21 protein-coding genes are annotated in these 18,691 nt (G+C 59.8%); 18 read left to right on the forward strand and 3 right to left on the reverse strand.

Features of this window, described 5'->3' with window-relative positions:
* Positions 1-89: 89 nt before the first annotated feature.
* Positions 90-308, reverse strand: coding sequence for a DUF1127 domain-containing protein (locus tag C8N31_RS17100; RefSeq protein ID WP_025046473.1), 219 nt, complete (start codon positions 306-308; stop codon positions 90-92).
* A gap of 335 nt (positions 309-643) precedes the next feature.
* Here C8N31_RS17100 and ruvC point away from each other — a divergent pair, with 335 nt between their 5' ends.
* From ruvC to folD, 17 genes are all read left to right on the forward strand, one after another.
* Entirely contained in the window at positions 644-1,147 is a 504-nt protein-coding gene (gene ruvC, locus C8N31_RS17105; protein ID WP_174233520.1) for a crossover junction endodeoxyribonuclease RuvC, read from the forward strand.
* Positions 1,144-1,815, forward strand: coding sequence for a Holliday junction branch migration protein RuvA (ruvA, locus tag C8N31_RS17110; protein ID WP_025046471.1), 672 nt, complete (start codon positions 1,144-1,146; stop codon positions 1,813-1,815). Before ruvC ends, ruvA begins: the two co-directional genes overlap by 4 nt.
* Before the next feature lie 42 nt (positions 1,816-1,857).
* The gene (ruvB, locus tag C8N31_RS17115) at positions 1,858-2,877 is read left to right on the forward strand and encodes a Holliday junction branch migration DNA helicase RuvB (protein WP_025046470.1); all 1,020 of its coding nucleotides are present in this window, start codon (positions 1,858-1,860) and stop codon (positions 2,875-2,877) included.
* A gap of 28 nt (positions 2,878-2,905) precedes the next feature.
* On the forward strand, positions 2,906-3,535 hold the full coding sequence (locus C8N31_RS17120) for a hypothetical protein (RefSeq protein WP_374755756.1): 630 nt from the start codon (positions 2,906-2,908) through the stop codon (positions 3,533-3,535).
* Complete coding sequence (locus C8N31_RS17125; RefSeq protein WP_025046468.1) at positions 3,532-3,930, forward strand: YbgC/FadM family acyl-CoA thioesterase; 399 nt, start codon at positions 3,532-3,534, stop codon at positions 3,928-3,930. Before C8N31_RS17120 ends, C8N31_RS17125 begins: the two co-directional genes overlap by 4 nt.
* A gap of 116 nt (positions 3,931-4,046) precedes the next feature.
* The gene (gene tolQ, locus C8N31_RS17130; RefSeq protein ID WP_025046467.1) at positions 4,047-4,742 is read left to right on the forward strand and encodes a protein TolQ; all 696 of its coding nucleotides are present in this window, start codon (positions 4,047-4,049) and stop codon (positions 4,740-4,742) included.
* 3 nt (positions 4,743-4,745) lie between these two features.
* On the forward strand, positions 4,746-5,225 hold the full coding sequence (gene tolR, locus C8N31_RS17135; RefSeq protein WP_025046466.1) for a protein TolR: 480 nt from the start codon (positions 4,746-4,748) through the stop codon (positions 5,223-5,225).
* A 3-nt stretch (positions 5,226-5,228) separates the two neighbouring features.
* Positions 5,229-6,341 carry a hypothetical protein gene (locus C8N31_RS17140; RefSeq protein ID WP_025046465.1) on the forward strand — a complete coding sequence of 371 codons (1,113 nt, stop codon included), beginning with the start codon at positions 5,229-5,231 and terminating at the stop codon, positions 6,339-6,341.
* A gap of 199 nt (positions 6,342-6,540) precedes the next feature.
* Positions 6,541-7,803 carry a Tol-Pal system beta propeller repeat protein TolB gene (gene tolB / locus C8N31_RS17145; protein ID WP_231014073.1) on the forward strand — a complete coding sequence of 421 codons (1,263 nt, stop codon included), beginning with the start codon at positions 6,541-6,543 and terminating at the stop codon, positions 7,801-7,803.
* 91 nt (positions 7,804-7,894) lie between these two features.
* On the forward strand, positions 7,895-8,416 hold the full coding sequence (pal, locus tag C8N31_RS17150) for a peptidoglycan-associated lipoprotein Pal (protein ID WP_025046463.1): 522 nt from the start codon (positions 7,895-7,897) through the stop codon (positions 8,414-8,416).
* A gap of 15 nt (positions 8,417-8,431) precedes the next feature.
* Positions 8,432-9,259 (forward strand): tol-pal system protein YbgF, encoded by an 828-nt coding sequence (ybgF, locus tag C8N31_RS17155; protein WP_025046462.1) that lies wholly within the window; start codon positions 8,432-8,434, stop codon positions 9,257-9,259.
* A gap of 4 nt (positions 9,260-9,263) precedes the next feature.
* Entirely contained in the window at positions 9,264-10,520 is a 1,257-nt protein-coding gene (gene tilS / locus C8N31_RS17160) for a tRNA lysidine(34) synthetase TilS (RefSeq protein ID WP_025046461.1), read from the forward strand.
* Between the two features lie 102 nt (positions 10,521-10,622).
* Positions 10,623-12,551, forward strand: coding sequence for an ATP-dependent zinc metalloprotease FtsH (gene ftsH, locus C8N31_RS17165; protein WP_025046460.1), 1,929 nt, complete (start codon positions 10,623-10,625; stop codon positions 12,549-12,551).
* Between the two features lie 168 nt (positions 12,552-12,719).
* The gene (locus C8N31_RS17170; protein ID WP_025046459.1) at positions 12,720-13,301 is read left to right on the forward strand and encodes an MOSC domain-containing protein; all 582 of its coding nucleotides are present in this window, start codon (positions 12,720-12,722) and stop codon (positions 13,299-13,301) included.
* 146 nt (positions 13,302-13,447) lie between these two features.
* Positions 13,448-15,124 carry a formate--tetrahydrofolate ligase gene (locus C8N31_RS17175; protein ID WP_025046458.1) on the forward strand — a complete coding sequence of 559 codons (1,677 nt, stop codon included), beginning with the start codon at positions 13,448-13,450 and terminating at the stop codon, positions 15,122-15,124.
* Between the two features lie 84 nt (positions 15,125-15,208).
* On the forward strand, positions 15,209-16,090 hold the full coding sequence (locus C8N31_RS17180; RefSeq protein WP_025046457.1) for a bifunctional 5,10-methylenetetrahydrofolate dehydrogenase/5,10-methenyltetrahydrofolate cyclohydrolase: 882 nt from the start codon (positions 15,209-15,211) through the stop codon (positions 16,088-16,090).
* 12 nt (positions 16,091-16,102) lie between these two features.
* Positions 16,103-17,005, forward strand: a complete 903-nt coding sequence (gene folD, locus C8N31_RS17185; RefSeq protein WP_025046456.1) for a bifunctional methylenetetrahydrofolate dehydrogenase/methenyltetrahydrofolate cyclohydrolase FolD — start codon at positions 16,103-16,105, stop codon at positions 17,003-17,005.
* Here the strand turns inward: folD and C8N31_RS17190 are convergent.
* A complete protein-coding gene (locus C8N31_RS17190) occupies positions 17,002-17,400 on the reverse strand; it encodes a DUF2306 domain-containing protein (RefSeq protein ID WP_025046455.1) in 399 nt (132 codons plus the stop codon). The genes folD and C8N31_RS17190 overlap by 4 nt on opposite strands.
* Positions 17,401-17,492: 92 nt before the next feature.
* Here C8N31_RS17190 and C8N31_RS17195 point away from each other — a divergent pair, with 92 nt between their 5' ends.
* Positions 17,493-18,245, forward strand: coding sequence for a LytTR family DNA-binding domain-containing protein (locus C8N31_RS17195; RefSeq protein WP_025046454.1), 753 nt, complete (start codon positions 17,493-17,495; stop codon positions 18,243-18,245).
* Between the two features lie 18 nt (positions 18,246-18,263).
* On the opposite strand, the gene C8N31_RS17200 is transcribed toward C8N31_RS17195, so the two are convergent.
* Positions 18,264-18,683 carry a PaaI family thioesterase gene (locus tag C8N31_RS17200; protein ID WP_025046453.1) on the reverse strand — a complete coding sequence of 140 codons (420 nt, stop codon included), beginning with the start codon at positions 18,681-18,683 and terminating at the stop codon, positions 18,264-18,266.
* Positions 18,684-18,691 lie beyond the last annotated feature (8 nt).

The following is an 18,691-nucleotide window of genomic DNA, read 5'->3' on the forward strand; positions in this document are numbered from 1 at the left end:
AAACGAAAAAAGCCGCGCTTCTGATTTTCAGAAGCGCGGCTTTTTCTTGTGCGGCAGTGTCGTGGCGCTGGGCAGCGCCACTTCAACCCTTAGCGGATGATGTTGGATTGTGCGACGTAGTCGATGTCGCCGCGGACCAGACCGATGTCTTCCAGCTCACGGTTGGAGAGGGATGCCAGTGCGGCGCGTGTGACGCGCGCGTCGTTCCATGCAACAACAGAGGCCACTACGCCTGCGATGAATGCAGAGATTGAAGAAACGGCTGTCGCGGAGCCGTATGCGGTGCGGGATGTGTCGAAAGATGCCATGTTAGCCGTCCTTTATGTCTAATCGTTGGGCCGGTTTCCCCGGCGGTGTGAGGGGCAGATAGGCCGAAGTTTGGCTTTGCACAACACATGGAAACGCATGTGTGATCTGCGTTTTTTGCATAGGTCAAAGCCGTGGTTAAGCTACCGTTAAGTAAGGCAAAATCATGGCTCGGCGTTGTCGTTTTTGACGTCGGAATTGGCGAAAACGAACCCTGCGGCCTGAAAGCGACAATTGGCGTGTCGCAATCGGATGATTTGTCGAAATGCTTGGCGGATGTTCGCGTTTCGTGCTAGTGCATCAAAAAAGCAACAAAATTGAACGAGGCGGGCAGATGATCAGGGTTATTGGCATTGATCCGGGGTTGCGAAACACCGGATGGGGCGTGATCGACGTGGCAGGAAGCCGGATTTCGCATGTCGCGAATGGAATCTGTTGTTCAGAAGGGGATGATCTGGCGACTCGTTTATTGTCTCTGCACGGGCAATTGACCCGTGTTTTGGCCACCTACCGCCCCGAGGCAGCGGCGGTAGAGCAAACATTCGTGAACAAAGACGGGGCTGGCACGCTCAAACTGGGGCAGGCGCGGGGCATCGCGATGCTGGTTCCGGCGCAGGCCGGTTTGGTTGTGGGCGAATATGCGCCCAACAAGGTCAAGAAAACCGTTGTGGGTGTGGGCCATGCCGACAAGGGGCAAATCGCGCATATGGTGCGCATGCAATTGCCGGGGGTTGAGATCGCCGGACCGGACGCCGCCGATGCCTTGGCGATCGCCATCTGTCATGCCCACCACGGCGCCGCCAGCACGCTGGCCGCCGCAATCGCAAAGGCAAGCGCATGATTGGCAAAATCTCGGGCCGCATCGAATACCGCACCACGGATCATGTTTTGATCGACGTGCGCGGGGTTGGATATCTGGTCTATTGTTCCGAACGCACTTTGGCCGCTTTGCCGGGCACAGGAGAGGTCGCCGCGCTTTATACCGATTTGCTGGTGCGCGAGGATGTGTTGCAGCTTTTCGGTTTTCAAACCTTGGTCGAAAAGGAATGGCACCGTTTGTTGACCTCTGTTCAAGGGGTCGGGGCAAAGGCGTCGCTGGCGATCCTTGGCACGCTTGGCCCGGATGGCGTCAGCCGTGCGATTGCGCTGGGCGATTGGAACGCGGTCAAGGCCGCCAAAGGTGTTGGCCCCAAGATTGCGCAGCGTGTGGTACTGGACCTCAAAGACAAAGCGCCCAGCGTGATGGCGCTGGGCGGCACCATGGCGCAGGCCCAAGGTGAAAGCGCCGCAGACTTTGACGTGATCGAACCCGCCGCCGCACCCGCGAAGACCGCCGCATCCCCGCCCAATGCCTCGGCGCAGGCCGAGGCGCTGTCGGCGCTGGCAAACCTTGGATATGCCCCCGGCGATGCCGCAGGCGCGGTAGCCCAAGCCGCAGGAGAGCAGGAGGGCGCGGATACGCCCACCCTGATCCGTGCGGCGTTGAAACTTCTGGCCCCCAAAGGGTAGACTGCCGTATCGGCCCCGGCGCTGATCCTGTTTGGATAAAGAATGACAGAAATTGACCCCACAGTCCGCCCCGAGGCGTTGCCGGAAGACTTTGACCGCGCGTTGCGTCCGCAGATGCTGGACGAATTTGTCGGGCAGGCAGAGGCACGAGCAAACCTCAAGGTGTTCATTCAATCTGCCCGCCAACGCGGCGAGGCGATGGATCACACACTGTTTCACGGCCCGCCCGGTCTTGGCAAAACCACGCTGGCACAGATCATGGCGCGCGAACTGGGGGTCGGATTTCGCATGACCTCTGGTCCGGTGCTGGCCAAGGCGGGGGATCTGGCGGCGATCCTGACCAACCTCGAGGCCCGCGATGTGCTGTTCATCGACGAAATTCACCGGCTCAACCCGGCGGTCGAAGAGGTGCTTTACCCCGCGCTTGAGGATTTTGAACTGGATCTGGTGATCGGCGAGGGGCCTGCGGCCCGCACGGTGCGTATCGAACTGCAACCCTTCACATTGGTCGGCGCGACCACACGCATGGGTCTATTGACCACGCCGCTGCGCGACCGTTTTGGCATTCCCACACGGTTGCAGTTCTACACCGAAGACGAGCTGTTCGTCATCGTGGACCGCAACGCCCGCAAGTTGGGTGCGCCCGCAGATGAGGGCGGTGCCCGTGAGATCGCCAAACGCGCCCGCGGCACGCCGCGTATTGCGGGCCGGTTGCTGCGCCGGGTGGTGGATTTTGCAGTTGTTGAGGGCGACGGACGGGTAACCCGCGCATTGGCCGACATGGCATTGACGCGGCTTGGCGTGGATCATCTGGGCCTTGATGGCGCGGACCGGCGGTATCTGCGTTTGATTGCCGAGAATTTCCAAGGCGGTCCAGTGGGCATTGAGACCATGTCGGCAGCCCTGTCCGAAAGCCGCGATGCCTTGGAGGAGGTGATCGAGCCGTTCTTGTTGCAACAAGGATTGATCCAGCGCACTCCGCGCGGGCGGATGCTGGCGCAAAAAGCATGGACGCATCTGGGCATGACCCCGCCCAAATCGCAGAGCGATCTGTTTGGATGATCCGTAGGAATTGAGTTTTAAGGGCCAAATGAAGATGGATGCAGCGCAGATTGAAACCCTGTTCACCCGCAGTGATGGTGGCTTTGCCTTTGCGCGTTGGGGGCGGCCGGTGTGCCCCATCGTGTTTGGCGTGGATGACGCCACGCTGGCGGTTGTGAAAGGCGCGATTGAGGCGACCTGCCAATTGGCGGGCCATGACATGGGTGAGATGGACGCCGAGCTGGGCAGCAACCTGATGATGTTCTTCTTCTCCGATTGGGCCGAGTTGATCGAGGTGCCGGGCATGGACCGGCTGGTGCCGGATCTGGATCAAATGGTGGCGCGGTTGCAGGCAGCGGATGCCAATCAATACCGGTTTTTCCGGTTCGATGAGGCGGGCGCGATCAAGGCGTGTTTTGTGTTTCTGCGCATGGATGATCATCTTGCCGATGTGCCGGCGCAGACCCTAGCGCTGAGCCAGATTGTGCAATCCATGTTGCTGTGGTCGGATGAGGCGTTTCAGGACCAAAGCCCATTGGCGATGGCGGCGGACACCACCGTGTTGCGCCCGGACGTGGCGGCCTTGATCCGGGCCGCCTATGATCCGGTTCTGCCCCATGCAGCGCAGGATGCCTCGCATGCACTGCGACTGGCCGCGCGGATGGGGGCAGTGCAATGAGCCACAGTTTCCCTGTCCGAGTGTTCTATGAAGACACCGATATGGCCGGTATTGTCTATTACGCCAATTACCTGCGCTATATTGAGCGGGCCCGCTCTGACATTGTGGAACAGATGGGCGTTGATCAACGCGCCATGCGCGACGAGGATCTGGTGTTCGTGATCACACGGGTCGAGGCGGATTACCTCGGCTCTGGCCGCTTTGGCGACCGGCTGGAGGTGCGCACGACCCATCACGGCAAGGGCGCAACGCGTTGGATCTTTGACCAAGAGGTGCTGCGCGGCGAAGAGATGATTTTTCGCGCCAAGGTCACAGCCGTCTGCATGACAACCGCCGGTAAACCGACCCGTTTGCCAGCAAAACTCCGCTCAATGCTGGCCGATCCGGCGGAATAAGGCCGTTGCACTAGCTTTCACTCTTGCACTTCGCTAGATTCAGGCGAAATGGAGCCTTGAAAACAGGGCCCTTGAGGCAGCACGCCGTGTAAACGGCACAAAAATGAGCGGGAAAAATGGAAGCAGAAACGCTGGCATTGGCGCAGGAGATTGATTTCTCCATGTGGGGTCTGTTTGCGCGGGCAACGCTGACGGTGAAACTGGTGATGATCATGTTGATCATCGCGTCGTTCTGGTCTTGGTCGATCATCGTCCAGAAACTGATCCAGTATCGCAGCGCCCGAAGCGAGGCCGCGCGGTTTGATCGGGCGTTCTGGTCGGGGGAGCCGCTGGATGGTCTGTTTGACACCATTGGCGCAGATCCTGATGGACCGTCGGAAAAGATTTTTGCGGCAGGCATGTCGGAATGGCGCCGTTCGCACCGCGATGATGGCGGATTGATCCCCGGTGCCACCGCACGGATTGACCGCAGCATGGATGTGGCTATCGCCAAAGAGGCCGAGCGCCTGCAAAAAGGGCTGACGGTTTTGGCGACGGTCGGCTCGTCTGCGCCCTTCATCGGCCTTTTCGGCACCGTGATCGGCATCATGAACGCCTTTATCGAAATTGCGGAACAACAAAACACCAACCTCGCGGTGGTGGCGCCCGGCATTGCTGAGGCGCTCTTGGCGACGGGTCTTGGCCTGTTGGCCGCGATCCCGGCGGTGATTTTCTACAACAAACTGTCGGCAGACAGTGACCGGGTGCTGGGCACGCATGAGGCCTTTGCGGATGAGTTCGCCACGATCCTGTCACGCCAGTTGGACAGCTGATCCATGGGCGCAGGTGTAGTCAAAAAGCAAGGCGGGGGCGGACGCGGCCGCAGGCGTGGCCGGGTTCAGCCGATGTCAGAGATCAACGTGACGCCTTTTGTAGACGTGATGCTGGTGTTGTTGATCATCTTTATGGTGGCCGCGCCTTTGTTGACGGTCGGGGTGCCGGTGGAACTGCCCAAAACCGCCGCAGGTGCCTTGCCCGCCGATCAAGAAGAGCCGCTGACCGTGACAATCACCGCAGAAGGTGCGGTGCAGATCCAGACAACACAGGTGGAACGGGCCGCGCTTGTCACACGCCTTCGCGCCATAGCGGCAGAGCGGACCAGCGACCGCGTGTTCCTGCGGGCGGATGGCAAGGTGCGCTACAGCGCCGTGATGGAGATCATGGGCGCGCTGAATGCAGGCGGATTTTCCAACATTGGTTTGGTGACGGACATTGGCGGTCCGGCGCTGGACGGTGACGTTGCATCGGGGAACTAGGCGGTGCATGCCGGGCATTATATCTCTGGCGCGGGCCACATTGGCTTGATTGGCTGGTTGCTTTTGGGTGGCGTGTTCCAGTCAGAGCCTTTGCCATTTGAAATGACGGAAGTGTCGGTGATCACCGGTGCAGAGTTCGAGGCGATGCTGGCCGCCCAGCAAGCGCCAGAGACCCCCACAGAGGTGGCACAGCCCGCTGCGCCAGACGTAGCACCGGACGCGCCCGAGATCGCGGCGACACCGGATCAGGTGATTGAACAACCCAAACCCATCCAGACCGAAACGCCCCCCGCAGATCCGGCGCCAGAGGTGACCGAGCAAGTCGCTTTGCCACCCGAAGCCGAGGTTATAGACACACCGCCCGAACTGGATCAGCCCAGCGGTGATGTTGCCGTTATTATCCCCGAATTGGCCCCGCGTTCTGTGCCGCGCCCGGTTGAACGTGTTGCGCCCAAGCCGGTGGCGCTGCCTGCGCCGGAGGCAACGCCAGATCCGGACACCCAAGAGGCCGTGACGCCAGAGCCAGCCGCCGAAGCGCCGCCTGAAGAGCCGCAAGAGGCAACCGCGCCCGAAGAGGCGACGACCGAGATCGTGACCGAAGCGACCCAAGCGCCCAAAGCCTCGCCGCGTCCGCCGGGCCGGCGGCCCGCCGCGCCCAAACCGCAGGTTGCGGCCGCCAAGCCTGAGCCGGAAAGTGGCAGCAGTGAAGACGATGACGCCGCTGCGATTGCGGCCGCAGTTGCCGCCGCGCAGACGCCCGCCGAAACGCCCAAACCCGCCACGCCCAGCGGCCCGCCGTTGACCGCAGGCGAAAAGGAAGACCTGCGCGTCGCGGTCAGCAGCTGTTGGAATGTCGGGTCACTTTCCACAGCCGCTTTGCAAACAACGGTGGTTGTCAGCGTCGAGATGGCGCAGAACGGCAAACCTCTTGTGGGTTCGATCCGTATGGAGGGCAGCTCTGGCGGGACGGCGGCATCAGCCAAACAGGCATTCGAAGCGGCCCGCCGCGCGATCATCCGCTGCGGTGCAAAAGGCTATGATCTGCCAGCAAACAAATACGGCCAGTGGCAGAGCATCGAAATGACCTTCAATCCAGAAAAGATGCGGGTCAAATGATCGGGGTATCGCATCTTTTACCGGCGGCGTTTCGCTATGGTGTCGGCGCGGGCAAACTTCCCCTCGAAAACCGCCGCATTTGGCGGAATAGTAAGATCACGTTCAATCCCGAAAGGATGCGTATCAGATGAGTGTCAGGTTTACGTTGAAATGTCTTGCCGCGGCGGTGGCGATCTTTGGCTTTCAGGCCGGTGCGGCCATGGCCCAGCAGGGGCCGTTGCGTATTGAAATCACCGAAGGTGTGATTGAACCCTTGCCCTTTGCCGTGCCCAGCTTTCAACCCGAAAGCGCCGAGGCCGGGCAGATGGCCAATGATCTGGCACGGGTGGTCTCGGATGACCTGACCGGCACCGGATTGTTCCGCGAAATTCCGGCTTCTGCTTTCATCTCTACGGTCAGCGATTTCAACGCGCCTGTGCAATACGCCGATTGGAAGGCGATCAACGCGCAGGCCCTGGTCACCGGCGCGGTGAACGTGCAAGGCAATAACCTCACGGTGAAATTCCGCCTCTACGATGTGTTCTCGGGCGCAGAATTGGGCAGCGGGTTGCAGTTCTCCGGCACAACCGATGGCTGGCGGCGCATGGCGCATAAGGTTGCCGATGCGGTTTATAGCCGGATCACCGGCGAGGGCGGCTATTTTGACAGCCGCGTTGTCTATGTGTCCGAGACCGGCCCCAAGGACGCCCGCAAAAAGCGCCTTGCGGTGATGGATTATGACGGCGCGAATGTGCAGTATCTCACGGACAGCGGTTCCATCGTGCTGGCGCCGCGGTTCTCGCCCACTGGCGACCGGGTTCTTTACACGTCTTACGAGACCGGCTTTCCGCGTATCTATGTGCTGGATGTCGGATCGGTGCAGCGGCGGGTGTTGGAAAGTGCCGATGGCACCATGAGCTTTGCGCCGCGGTTTTCACCATCCGGACAAACGGTGGTGTTCTCGATCTCGCAGGGCGGCAACACCGATATCTACTCTATGGACATCGCCAGCGGCCAATCGGTGCGCCTGACCAACACGCCGGCGATTGAGACCGCGCCCAGCTATTCACCGGACGGCGGGCGCGTTGTCTTTGAAAGCGACCGCTCCGGCACACAACAGCTTTATATCATGCCCGCAACCGGCGGCGAGGCGACGCGCATTTCCTTTGGCGAGGGGCGTTATGGCACGCCGGTCTGGTCGCCGCGCGGCGATCTGATTGCCTTTACCAAACAGAACAAGGGCCGGTTTCATATCGGCGTCATGCGCACGGATGGATCAGAAGAGCGCCTTTTGACCGCATCCTTCCTTGATGAGGGACCAACATGGGCGCCAAATGGGCGGGTGTTGATGTTTGCCCGTGAAACCCAAGGGGCAAGCGGATCATCAACGCTGTATTCGGTGGATGTCTCGGGCCGCAACCTGCGCCCGGTGCGCACCCCCGAAGGTGGGTCCGACCCGTCGTGGTCGCCCTTGCAAAAGTGATCGGCCCTGTGCGGTAAAAAATTCCATTGCCCTCAAGGGCTGTGTTAAACAACAAACAAACAACAAAAACGCCACCCATGAGAGGCAGACCATGAAACGCATAACGACAAGCACGATCCTGATCGCAACCTTGGCCGTGTCGGCCTGTACCAACCCTGGCCGTTTTGGCGGTGAGGATGGCACCTATGTCGGCTCTGCCGCACCTGTGAACACGGGCATCGTTCCGGGCAGTGCCAATGACCCGGCCTCAACAGCCTATTTCCAGCAGGCGATCGGCGACCGGGTGCTGTTTGAGGTGGACCAGTCCAACCTGACGGCCACAGGCCGCACCACACTCGACGGGCAGGCGACCTGGCTGTTGACCAACAGCGACTATCAGGCCGTGATCGAAGGCCATGCGGATGAGCAAGGCACGCGCGAATATAACCTCGCGCTGGGCGAACGCCGCGCCAATGCGGCCCGCGAATACCTGGTGTCCAAAGGGGTGCCTGCATCGCGGCTGCGGGTTGTCAGCTACGGCAAAGAACGGCCGATCGAAGTGTGTTCCAACGAGGCCTGCTATGCCAACAACCGCCGTGCGGTTACAGTGCTGGCCGGTGGTTTGACCAGCTAACCTAAGGAAGAGACCATGACAGTGGCAATTCTACGCGGCGTGATCTTTGGGCTTCTTTTGTGCCCCATGGCGGCGCTGGCTCAAGATGATCAGACACTGGCTGATGTGCGCCAGGAACTGAACGTGCTGTTTGTCGAGGTGCAAAAGCTCAAGCGGGAGCTGTCAACGACGGGCGGCGCGTCGGTCAATGCAGCGGGCGTGAGCGTGTTGGAACGTGTCGGCGCGATGGAAAGCGAACTGCAACGCCTGACCTCAAAGACCGAAGAGTTGGAGAACCGTATCAACCGCATCGTGGCCGATGGCACCAACCGGATCGGCGATCTGGAGTTCCGTTTGGTTGAGCTTGAAGGCGGCGATCTGTCCACATTGGGCGAGACAACGACACTGGGCGGTGAGACACAAACATCCGTGTCTGCCCCTATCACCGCGCCCTCAACGCCCACCGATCAAGCATCGCTCGCCATTGGCGAAGCGGATGATTTCAAGCGGGCGCAGGAGGTGCTCGCCTCCGGTGACTTTCGCGCCGCCGCAGACCTCTTTGCGACCTTCAATCAGACCTATCCGGGCGGACCACTAGCCGCCGAGGCCGAATTGCGCCGCGGCGAGGCCCTGACCGCGCTTGGCGACACCCGCGAGGCCGCCCGCGCATTCCTCGCCAGCTTTAGCACCGAACCCGAAGGGCCGATGGCCCCCCATGCCCTTTATGAACTTGGCAGTGCGCTGGCAAATCTTGGTCAAACCCAAGAGGCCTGCGTGACGCTCAGCGAGATTGGCGTGCGTTTTCCCAATAGCCCTATGGTGGCCCAAGCCGAACAGCGCCGGCAGACCATCGGCTGTTCCTAAGCCGATGTTCAGACGCCTGACACAGCAGGTTTCGGATGCGTTTCTTCCGCATCCCCCTGCGGTCACCGGCGTGGCAGTGTCGGGCGGCGGCGATTCCGTTGCGCTTTTGCATCTGATGCACGGATTTTGCACATTGCATGGCACAAAAGTTCGCGCCGTTACGGTCAACCATGGCCTGCGCCCCGAAGCCGAAACTGAAGCACAATCCGTTGCCGATTTCTGTGAACGCCACGGGATTGCCCATGACACCTTGCATTGGTCGGGTTGGGACGGGACCGGCAATTTGCAAAACGAGGCCCGCAAAGCCCGATATGGATTGATTGCTGGCTGGGCAAAACAGCATGAAATTTCCACTGTTGCGCTTGGCCACACAGCCGATGATCAGGCGGAAACCCTGCTGATGCGGTTGGCGCGGCGGGCGGGGGTCGATGGCCTGTCCGGCATGGCACCGCGCATGACCCGTCACAGCGTCATCTGGGTGCGGCCGCTTTTGCGGGCCGGCCGAACCGATCTGCGGGATTACCTGTTGCATCAGAATATCAAATGGATCGACGACCCCAGCAACGAAGATCCTAGCTTTGAAAGGGTCCGTACCCGCGAAGCGCTCAAGGTGCTGGAACCTTTGGGAATTGACGCCCAAGGGCTGGCTCAGGTGGCAGGGCAAATGGCTGAGGCGCGCAAGGCACTGAATTGGCAGTGCTTTTTGGTGGCGCGGGATATCGTTTCGATTGATGCAGGCGCTGTGGTCATTGAAGAAAGACAACTGCGGGTGCAGCCAGACGAGATCCAGCGCCGTTTGATCGTGCAGGCGCTGAGCTGGATCAGCGGCGAGGAATACCCGGCCCGGCGCGGCGCGGTCAGTGCGATGATGGGCGCCATGCGCAAAGGGCAGGCGGGAACGGCGGATGGATGCCAGCTGCGCCGGGTGGGCGGCGAGATCTGGATCTTCAGGGAATACAAACCCGTCAGTGCGATCACTGCCCCGCTACAGGATCTGTGGGACGGCCGCTGGGAGCTGACAAACGAGGACACCGCGCAGGATTTTGCCGGTCTGCATGTCGGGGTGCTGGGAGAAGAGGGGCTGGCCGCATGCCCCAATTGGCGCCAAACGGGCCGCCCGCATCCGGTTCTATTGTCAACGCCTGCGGTCTGGCGGGGCGATGAACTTGTTGCAGCCCCTCTTGCTGGCTACGGCCAAAACTGGCATGCGGAGGTCGACGGCGGCGCAGAGTCCTTCTACGGCGCATTATTATCGCATTGAACATGGGCGCATCATCTCTATCTTAGTATGGTGGCCGCGCCATTTCGGTGTGACCTAGGGGTTCGCGCATCCGCGCAACCCGAAGAAATTGGGAGAATGTCCTTGGGCAACGTGCGTAATCTCGCCTTCTGGGTTGTTTTGCTTTTGCTGGTTTTGGCGCTGTTCAATCTGTTCAGCGGTTCCAGCGGAAATCTGCAAAGCAATGAGATCACTTATTCAGAGTTTGTAAGTTCCGTTCAAAACGGTGAGGTGCGTCAGGTGACGCTGGATGGCGAGCAGGTGCGCTTCCGCAAAGCGGATGGTGCCGAATACATCGCGATCAAACCGGAAGATGCTGAAATCACAACGCTTTTGATTGACAATGAAGTGCCGGTCAAAGCCACGCCTCAGGAACAATCTGGTTTCCAGACGTTCCTGATGTCGCTGCTGCCGATTGTGCTGCTGATTGGTGTGTGGATCTATTTCATGAACCGGATGCAGGGCGGCGGTAAAGGCGGGGCCATGGGCTTTGGCAAATCCAAGGCCAAGATGCTGACGGAAAAGCATGGCCGCGTCACATTTGATGACGTTGCAGGCATTGATGAAGCCAAGGAAGAGCTTGAAGAAATTGTCGAATTCCTGCGCAACCCGCAGAAATTCTCGCGGCTCGGCGGCAAGATCCCCAAGGGTGCTCTGCTTGAGGGCCCTCCCGGTACTGGTAAAACACTTCTGGCCCGCGCCATCGCGGGTGAGGCGGGTGTGCCGTTCTTCACCATCTCCGGTTCCGATTTTGTTGAGATGTTTGTCGGTGTTGGCGCGTCGCGTGTTCGCGACATGTTTGAACAGGCCAAAAAGAACGCGCCTTGCATCGTGTTTATCGACGAGATTGACGCGGTGGGTCGTCACCGTGGTGCCGGTTACGGCGGCGGCAACGACGAACGAGAACAGACATTGAACCAATTGCTGGTCGAGATGGACGGTTTTGAATCGAACGAAGGTGTGATCATCATCGCCGCGACCAACCGTAAGGATGTTCTGGACCCTGCCTTGCTGCGTCCGGGCCGTTTTGACCGTCAGGTCACAGTCGGCAATCCCGATATCAAGGGCCGCGAAAAGATCCTTGGCGTGCATGCGCGCAAAACGCCGCTTGGCCCTGATGTGGATCTGCGCATCATTGCCCGCGGCACACCGGGCTTTTCCGGTGCCGATCTGGCCAATCTGGTGAACGAGGCGGCGCTGACCGCAGCGCGACTGGGGCGCCGGTTCGTGGCGATGATGGATTTTGAATCTGCCAAAGACAAAATCATGATGGGTGCTGAACGCCGTTCGATGGTTTTGACGCAGGATCAGAAAGAGAAAACCGCATATCACGAAGCAGGTCACGCCATTGTGGGCATCAAACTGCCGAAATGTGATCCGGTCTATAAGGCGACAATCATCCCGCGCGGCGGCGCCTTGGGCATGGTGATGAGCCTGCCGGAGATGGACAAGCTGCAGATGTTCAAGGACGAAGCCGAAGAGCGAATTGCCATGACCATGGCGGGCAAAGCGGCTGAAATCTTTAAATATGGCGCTGAATCCGTGTCATCGGGCCCTGTCGGCGACATCATGCAGGCCAGCCAGCTGGCCCGTGCGATGGTTATGCGCTACGGCATGTCCGACAAGGTTGGCAACATCGACTATCAAGAAGCTGCGGCTGGATATCAGGCCAATGGCGGCGCGGGCGGGTTCTCCGTTTCGGCGGCGACAAAGGAGCTGATCGAAAGCGAAGTGAAGCGGATCATCGATGAAGGTTACGACCTGGCCTACAAGTTGATCAGCGAAAACAACGAAGAGTTTGAGCGTCTGGCGCAAGGCTTGTTGGAATATGAAACCCTGACCGGCGAAGAGATCAAACGCGTGATGGCCGGACAGCCGCCCGCCGAAGATCCCGATGATGACAACAATTCAGACGAAGGCAGCGCGCCAAGCGTCACAGCCATTCCCAAGGCCAAGGGCAAAGGCAAGAAATCACCGCCCTCCGGCGGGATGGAGCCTGAACCCTCCGTCTAAGTGTTTGGGTGATCACGAACCGCGATCATTCTGAAACAAGAATTCATAGGCCCCGCTTCGGCGGGGCCTTTTCTTTTTGCGGGGCTTTGGCCAAGGTGCGCCGCATGAAGTGACCCTGCGGCAGTTTGCCGCCACACGCAGGGACGGTTCAAAGATTTGAGGAACAAAATGCCAGAATTGATACCAACAGATCATTACGCCCGCATCACCTGGATGGGCAGTGTGCCCCAAGACCGACCCAACATCCGGTCTCAATCCATTGAAACCGCCTTTGCCAGCTATGCCGGTATTGCGGGCGATTATCACGCGGGCCTCACCCGCGCGTCCTGTGTGCGGGTCACCTCGCAGCATCCCAAAGGCACCGAGATCCGCAATGTGCGGCAGTTGTCGATCCTGTCCGCCGAAGAGCTGGATATCATCGCCAAAGAGATCGGCCTTGAGGCGATCAATCCGGTCCATCTGGGCGCGTCACTTGTGGTTGAGGGTATTGATGATTTCACCCACCTGCCACCCAACTCCCGGCTTCAGGCCGAGAATGGCGCGACCATTGTGGTGGATATGCAGAACGGCCCCTGCAACTATCCCGCCCGCGAGATTGAGACGGACCATCCCGGCCACGGCAAGGGGTTCCTGCCTGCCGCACGGGGCCGCCGCGGCGTCTGTGCGTGGATCGAACGGGAAGGGCAAATATCGGTTGGGGACACTTTGCGTTTGCACATCCCCGGACAACGGGCCTGGGCCCATCAATAAGCGCCGGGCGTTTCCAAAAAGAAACGCCTGATCGGCTCATCGCCGCAACGAGAGGCGGATATGTCGGAAATGCGACCTCCGACACCGCCTGCATCCCTGTAAGACAGGGCAAAGAAAACGCCAGTTTGGCAAAAGGGGATTCCTAAATGGCTTTCAAGACCGACATTCAAATTGCACGAGAAGCGTCCAAACGCCCGATTCAGGAAATCGGCGCGAAGCTGGGCATCTCCTCTGATGATCTGCTGCCTTACGGCCACGACAAAGCCAAAGTCAGCCAGCAATTCATCAACTCCGTTCAGGACCGCAAAGATGGCAAGCTGATCCTTGTCACCGCGATCAACCCGACACCAGCGGGCGAAGGCAAGACCACAACAACCGTCGGTCTGGGCGATGGTCTGAACCGTATCGGCAAAAACGCCGCCGTTTGTATCCGTGAAGCATCGCTTGGGCCAAACTTCGGCATGAAGGGCGGCGCCGCAGGTGGCGGTTATGCGCAAATCGTTCCAATGGAAGAAATGAACCTGCACTTCACAGGTGACTTCCACGCGATCACTTCCGCGCACTCCTTGCTGTCGGCGATGATCGACAACCACATCTACTGGGGCAACTCGCTTGAGATCGACACCCGCCGCGTCGTGTGGCGCCGCGTCGTGGACATGAACGACCGCGCCCTGCGCCAGATCACCACCTCTTTGGGCGGTGTGGCCAATGGCTTCCCCCGTGAGGCGGGCTTTGACATCACGGTGGCCTCCGAAGTTATGGCGATCCTGTGCCTGGCGAAGAACCTCGAAGATCTGCAAACCCGTCTGGGCGACATGATCGTGGCCTATCGCCGTGACAAAACCCCTGTCTTTGCACGTGACATCAAGGCGCACGGCGCGATGACTGTCCTGCTTAAGGATGCAATGCAGCCCAACATCGTACAGACGCTGGAAAACAATCCTGCCTTTGTCCACGGCGGCCCGTTTGCGAACATCGCGCACGGCTGTAACTCCGTCATCGCGACAACCACAGCGCTGAAACTGGCGGACTATGTTGTGACCGAGGCCGGCTTTGGTGCCGATCTGGGCGCTGAAAAGTTCCTGAACATCAAATGCCGCAAAGCGGGCCTCGCGCCCTCTGCTGTCGTCGTCGTCGCCACCGTGCGTGCGATGAAAATGAACGGCGGCGTTGCCAAGGCCGATCTGGGCGGCGAAAACGTAGATGCGGTCAAGAACGGCTGCGCCAACCTTGGCCGTCACATCGAGAACATGAAATCTTTTGGCGTGCCAGTGGTCGTTGCGATCAACCACTTTGTCACCGACACCGACGCCGAAGTGCAGGCGGTGAAGGACTACGTGGCCTCCCAAGGTTCCGAAGCGGTTCTGTCCCGCCACTGGGAACTGGGCTCCGAAGGCTCTGCCGATCTGGCGACCAAAGTTGTCGAGACCATCGAAGCCAACGAAAGCAACTTTGCCCCGATCTATCCTGATGACATGGGCTTGGCGGACAAGATCAACACGATTGCGACCAAGATCTACCGTGCCGACAGCGCTCAGATGGATCAGAAGATCCTGAACCAGCTGAAAGAATGGGAAGATCAAGGCTATGGCAACCTGCCGGTTTGCATGGCGAAAACGCAGTACAGCTTTACCACTGACCCGAACGAACGTGGTGCGCCCACAGGGTTCGACATCCCAGTGCGTGAAGTGCGCCTGAGCGCCGGTGCCGGTTTTGTCGTTGCGATCTGCGGTGAGATTATGACCATGCCGGGCCTGCCCCGCGTGCCATCCGCCGAAAGCATCGGATTGAACGATGCAGGCGAGGTTGAAGGCCTGTTCTAAACAACACCAAGGGGGGCAATTTGCCCCCCTTATCCATTCCACCCTGCTTGGCCGTATTGTCGCGCCAGCAAAGGACCAATTTACATGAGTGCAACGATCATCGACGGCAAAGCCATTGCAGCGACTATGCGCAAGGGCGTCGCGGCGCGTGCTGGCGAATTGGCGGACAAAGGCTGGCAACCCAAACTGGTGTCCCTCTCTGTGGGCGATGTCGCCGCTGCCGAACTATATGTGCGCAACCAGCAAAAATCGGCGCAAAGTGCCGGTGTGGACTTTGAAGCGCGCAACTATGACGCCGAAACCTCGCTGGAGCAGCTCACCGGTATCATTCAGGGCCTCAATGCCGACCCACGTGTGAACGGGATCATCATTCAGCGCCCCTTGCCGGACCACATCCCGGTCAAAACCCTGCAAAAGCTTGTACATCCGCTCAAGGATGTCGAAGGCATGCACCCCGCGTCTATCGGCAATATTGTCTACAACGATCTGGCGCTTGGCCCCTGTACGGCTGTGGCCGCGGTTGAGATCCTCAAAACCCTTCCGCTGGATATCGAGGGCCTGAACGTCGCGGTGATTGGCCACTCCGAGATCGTTGGCAAACCCATCGCATTTCTGCTGATGGGGCTTGGCGCGACTGTCACTGTTTGCCACCACATGACCCGATCCGTTGCGATGCACAGCCGCGCCGCCGATGCGGTTTTTGTAGCGGTGGGCAAGCCGGGGCTGGTGACGGGCGAGATGCTCAAACCGGGATGCGTTGTCATTGACATTGGCATCAACCGGGTCGATGGAAAGACCGTTGGCGATGCCGACTACGAAAGCTGCAAGGATGTCGCGGGCTGGATCACACCGGTGCCGGGCGGGGTTGGCCCCGTGACGGTTGCGACGCTGATGTCCAACGCGGTCCACGCCACAGAAATGCAAATGAACCACTACCGGGACGCCTATGCCCGGACAGATTTTTAAAGGGAGAGCCTGATGACAGCTCAGATCATTGACGGAAAAGCCTTTGCAGCCACCGTGCGCGAAAAGGTCGCTGGGCATGTGCAGCGCCTGAAAGCCGATCACGACATCACGCCCGGCCTGGCCGTGGTGCTGGTGGGCGAAGACCCCGCAAGCCAGGTCTATGTCCGGTCCAAGGGTAAACAGACCGTCGAAGTTGGCATGAAATCAGTTGAGCACAAGCTGGATGCAGGCACTTCCGAAGCGGATCTGCTCAAGCTGATTGACGATCTGAACAACGATCCAGAAATCCACGGCATTCTGGTGCAATTGCCACTGCCCGGCCATCTGGACGAAGATCTGGTGATCAACTCGATCTCGCCCGCCAAAGACGTGGACGGCTTTCACATTTCCAACGTGGGCCTGCTGGGCACCGGTCAAAAATCCATGGTGCCTTGCACGCCGCTGGGCTGTTTGATGATGCTGCGCGATCACCATGGGTCGATCTCGGGTATGGACGCCGTTGTCATTGGCCGCTCCAACATCGTGGGCAAGCCGATGGCGCAGCTGTTGCTGAACGACAGCTGCACCGTGACCATCGCTCATAGCCGCACCAAAGATCTGGCCGATGTGGTACGCCGGGCCGATATCGTTGTGGCCGCCGTGGGCCGCCCCGAAATGGTGCCGGGCGACTGGATCAAAGAAGGCGCAACCGTGATCGACGTGGGCATCAACCGTCTGGATGCGCCGGAAAAGGGCGAAGGCAAGACCAAGCTGGTCGGCGATGTGCATTTCGAAAGCTGCGCCGCGCGCGCCGGGGCCATCACGCCAGTTCCGGGCGGCGTTGGTCCAATGACGATTGCTTGTTTGCTGGCCAATACGGTCACGGCCTGCTGCCGTGCCAACGGTCTGGAAGAGCCCGAAGGCCTGACGGCCTAACCGCCGCCCACCACAGAAAACATGATCCGGCCGGGGATAAAGGTAAACGCCCCGGCCACGATCAACCCCCAAAAGACGATGCTTTTCATAATCGCCTGATGTTCGGCGATCCGGCCCAACCGCGCCGCCCGCACCGCGCCAACAAGGCCATAAAGCACATAGGCCGACAGCAGGTGAATTGGGCTGAACGGGCCAATCAGCCGAAACCCCCAAATGCCAAAACTGCTGAGCGCAGTCACCGCCATGGATGCCACCCAAACGCGCCCCATCCGCTTGTGCAGCGGCGTGCCGCGGGGCAGGGTAAACATCAAAACGGCTATCCCCAAGGCCAGCATTGCGGCAATGGCGTGGATCTGGACTATCGGGTCGGCACGCAGCAGCGGTGCAAGGGTCATGTCAGGCTCCATTGATCAACTGGGGAGGGTTGTGACAGAAACCAGCCAAAGGCCGCGACACCCCTTGCGCGGCTGACATGAGGGACACGCGAATGACGACAAAACCGGGCCAATTGCATCTGGCGCTTCGTGAACGGCGCGGATTGGTTCTGGCTGCGGCGATCTGGGTTTTGGTGACGGTGGTCTGCGCCCTATCGGGGCCGTTTGGCACGATCGATTACCTGTCCCTGCCGGGCCGTTTTGCCTATTGGGCGCTGGTGGTCGGCGTTTCGGTCTGGGGCAGCTTTCTGCCCGATTTGGCAAAAGGCAAAGCGCCATGGCAGCGCGGCGTGCTTTGGGGTGTTTTTGCCCTTGGGCTAAGCGGGTTCATCGTGATGTTGAACCGCTGGGTGTTTGACATTGATCTGGGGTGGAGCTTTTTCTTTTACCTGCTGGGGCTGATCGTCATTGTTGTCCTGCTGATCACCGGGTTCATCTGGATGATCCATCAAGCCTACCCCGCCGCCGCAGGCCCTGAGAATGAGCCGGACGGCACAGCACGTTTTCTGGAGCGCATTCCATATGCACAGCGCGGTCCGCTGGTCCGGATTGAGGCGCAGGATCACTACCTGAATGTGGTGACAACCAAAGGCGAAAGCCTGATCCTCATGCGGTTCAGCGATGCGGCAGCGGAGCTGGAAAAGGCGCAGGGGCTGGTTGTGCACCGGTCCCATTGGATTGCGCTGGAAGCGGTTACGGGCCAACGGCGCAGCAACGGACGGGATTTGCTTGTGATGTCCGACGGCAGCGAAGTGCCCGTAAGCCGCAGCAATCGCCCGGCGGCCAAAGCGGCGGGATTGCTCTAGGGGGTCTGCCCTTAGACCCTAACCGGCAACCGGCACCATGGTGCCTTGCAAAATCGCAATCAATTTGCGGGTGCCATCCGTTTCGGCAAACACTTCGGATGTGACCACGCATAGGCGTTTGCCGGGTTTCACAACCTTGCCCACTGCGATCAACCGATCCCCCATGGCAGGCGCCAGCAGGTTGATCTTGATCTCGGCGGTCACCACTTCACTGTCCAGCGGCAGGGTGGTCAGGGCCGCATAGCCAGCAGCGGAATCGCCAATGGAAAAGGTCAGCCCCGCGTGGCCAAAGCCCTGTTGCTGCATCGCGCCGGGCAGGATGGGTGCGGTGATCGTGACGCTGCCTCGCGTGACATCCTCCAGCGTCGCGCCAAGCGTCTCCATCATGCTTTGCGCGCCAAAGCTGCTGTGGATGCGGTCAATCTCTTCGGGGGTCATGCATCGTC

Origin of the sequence: Sulfitobacter mediterraneus (assembly GCF_003054325.1) — a bacterium.
GTDB lineage: Bacteria > Pseudomonadota > Alphaproteobacteria > Rhodobacterales > Rhodobacteraceae > Sulfitobacter > Sulfitobacter mediterraneus.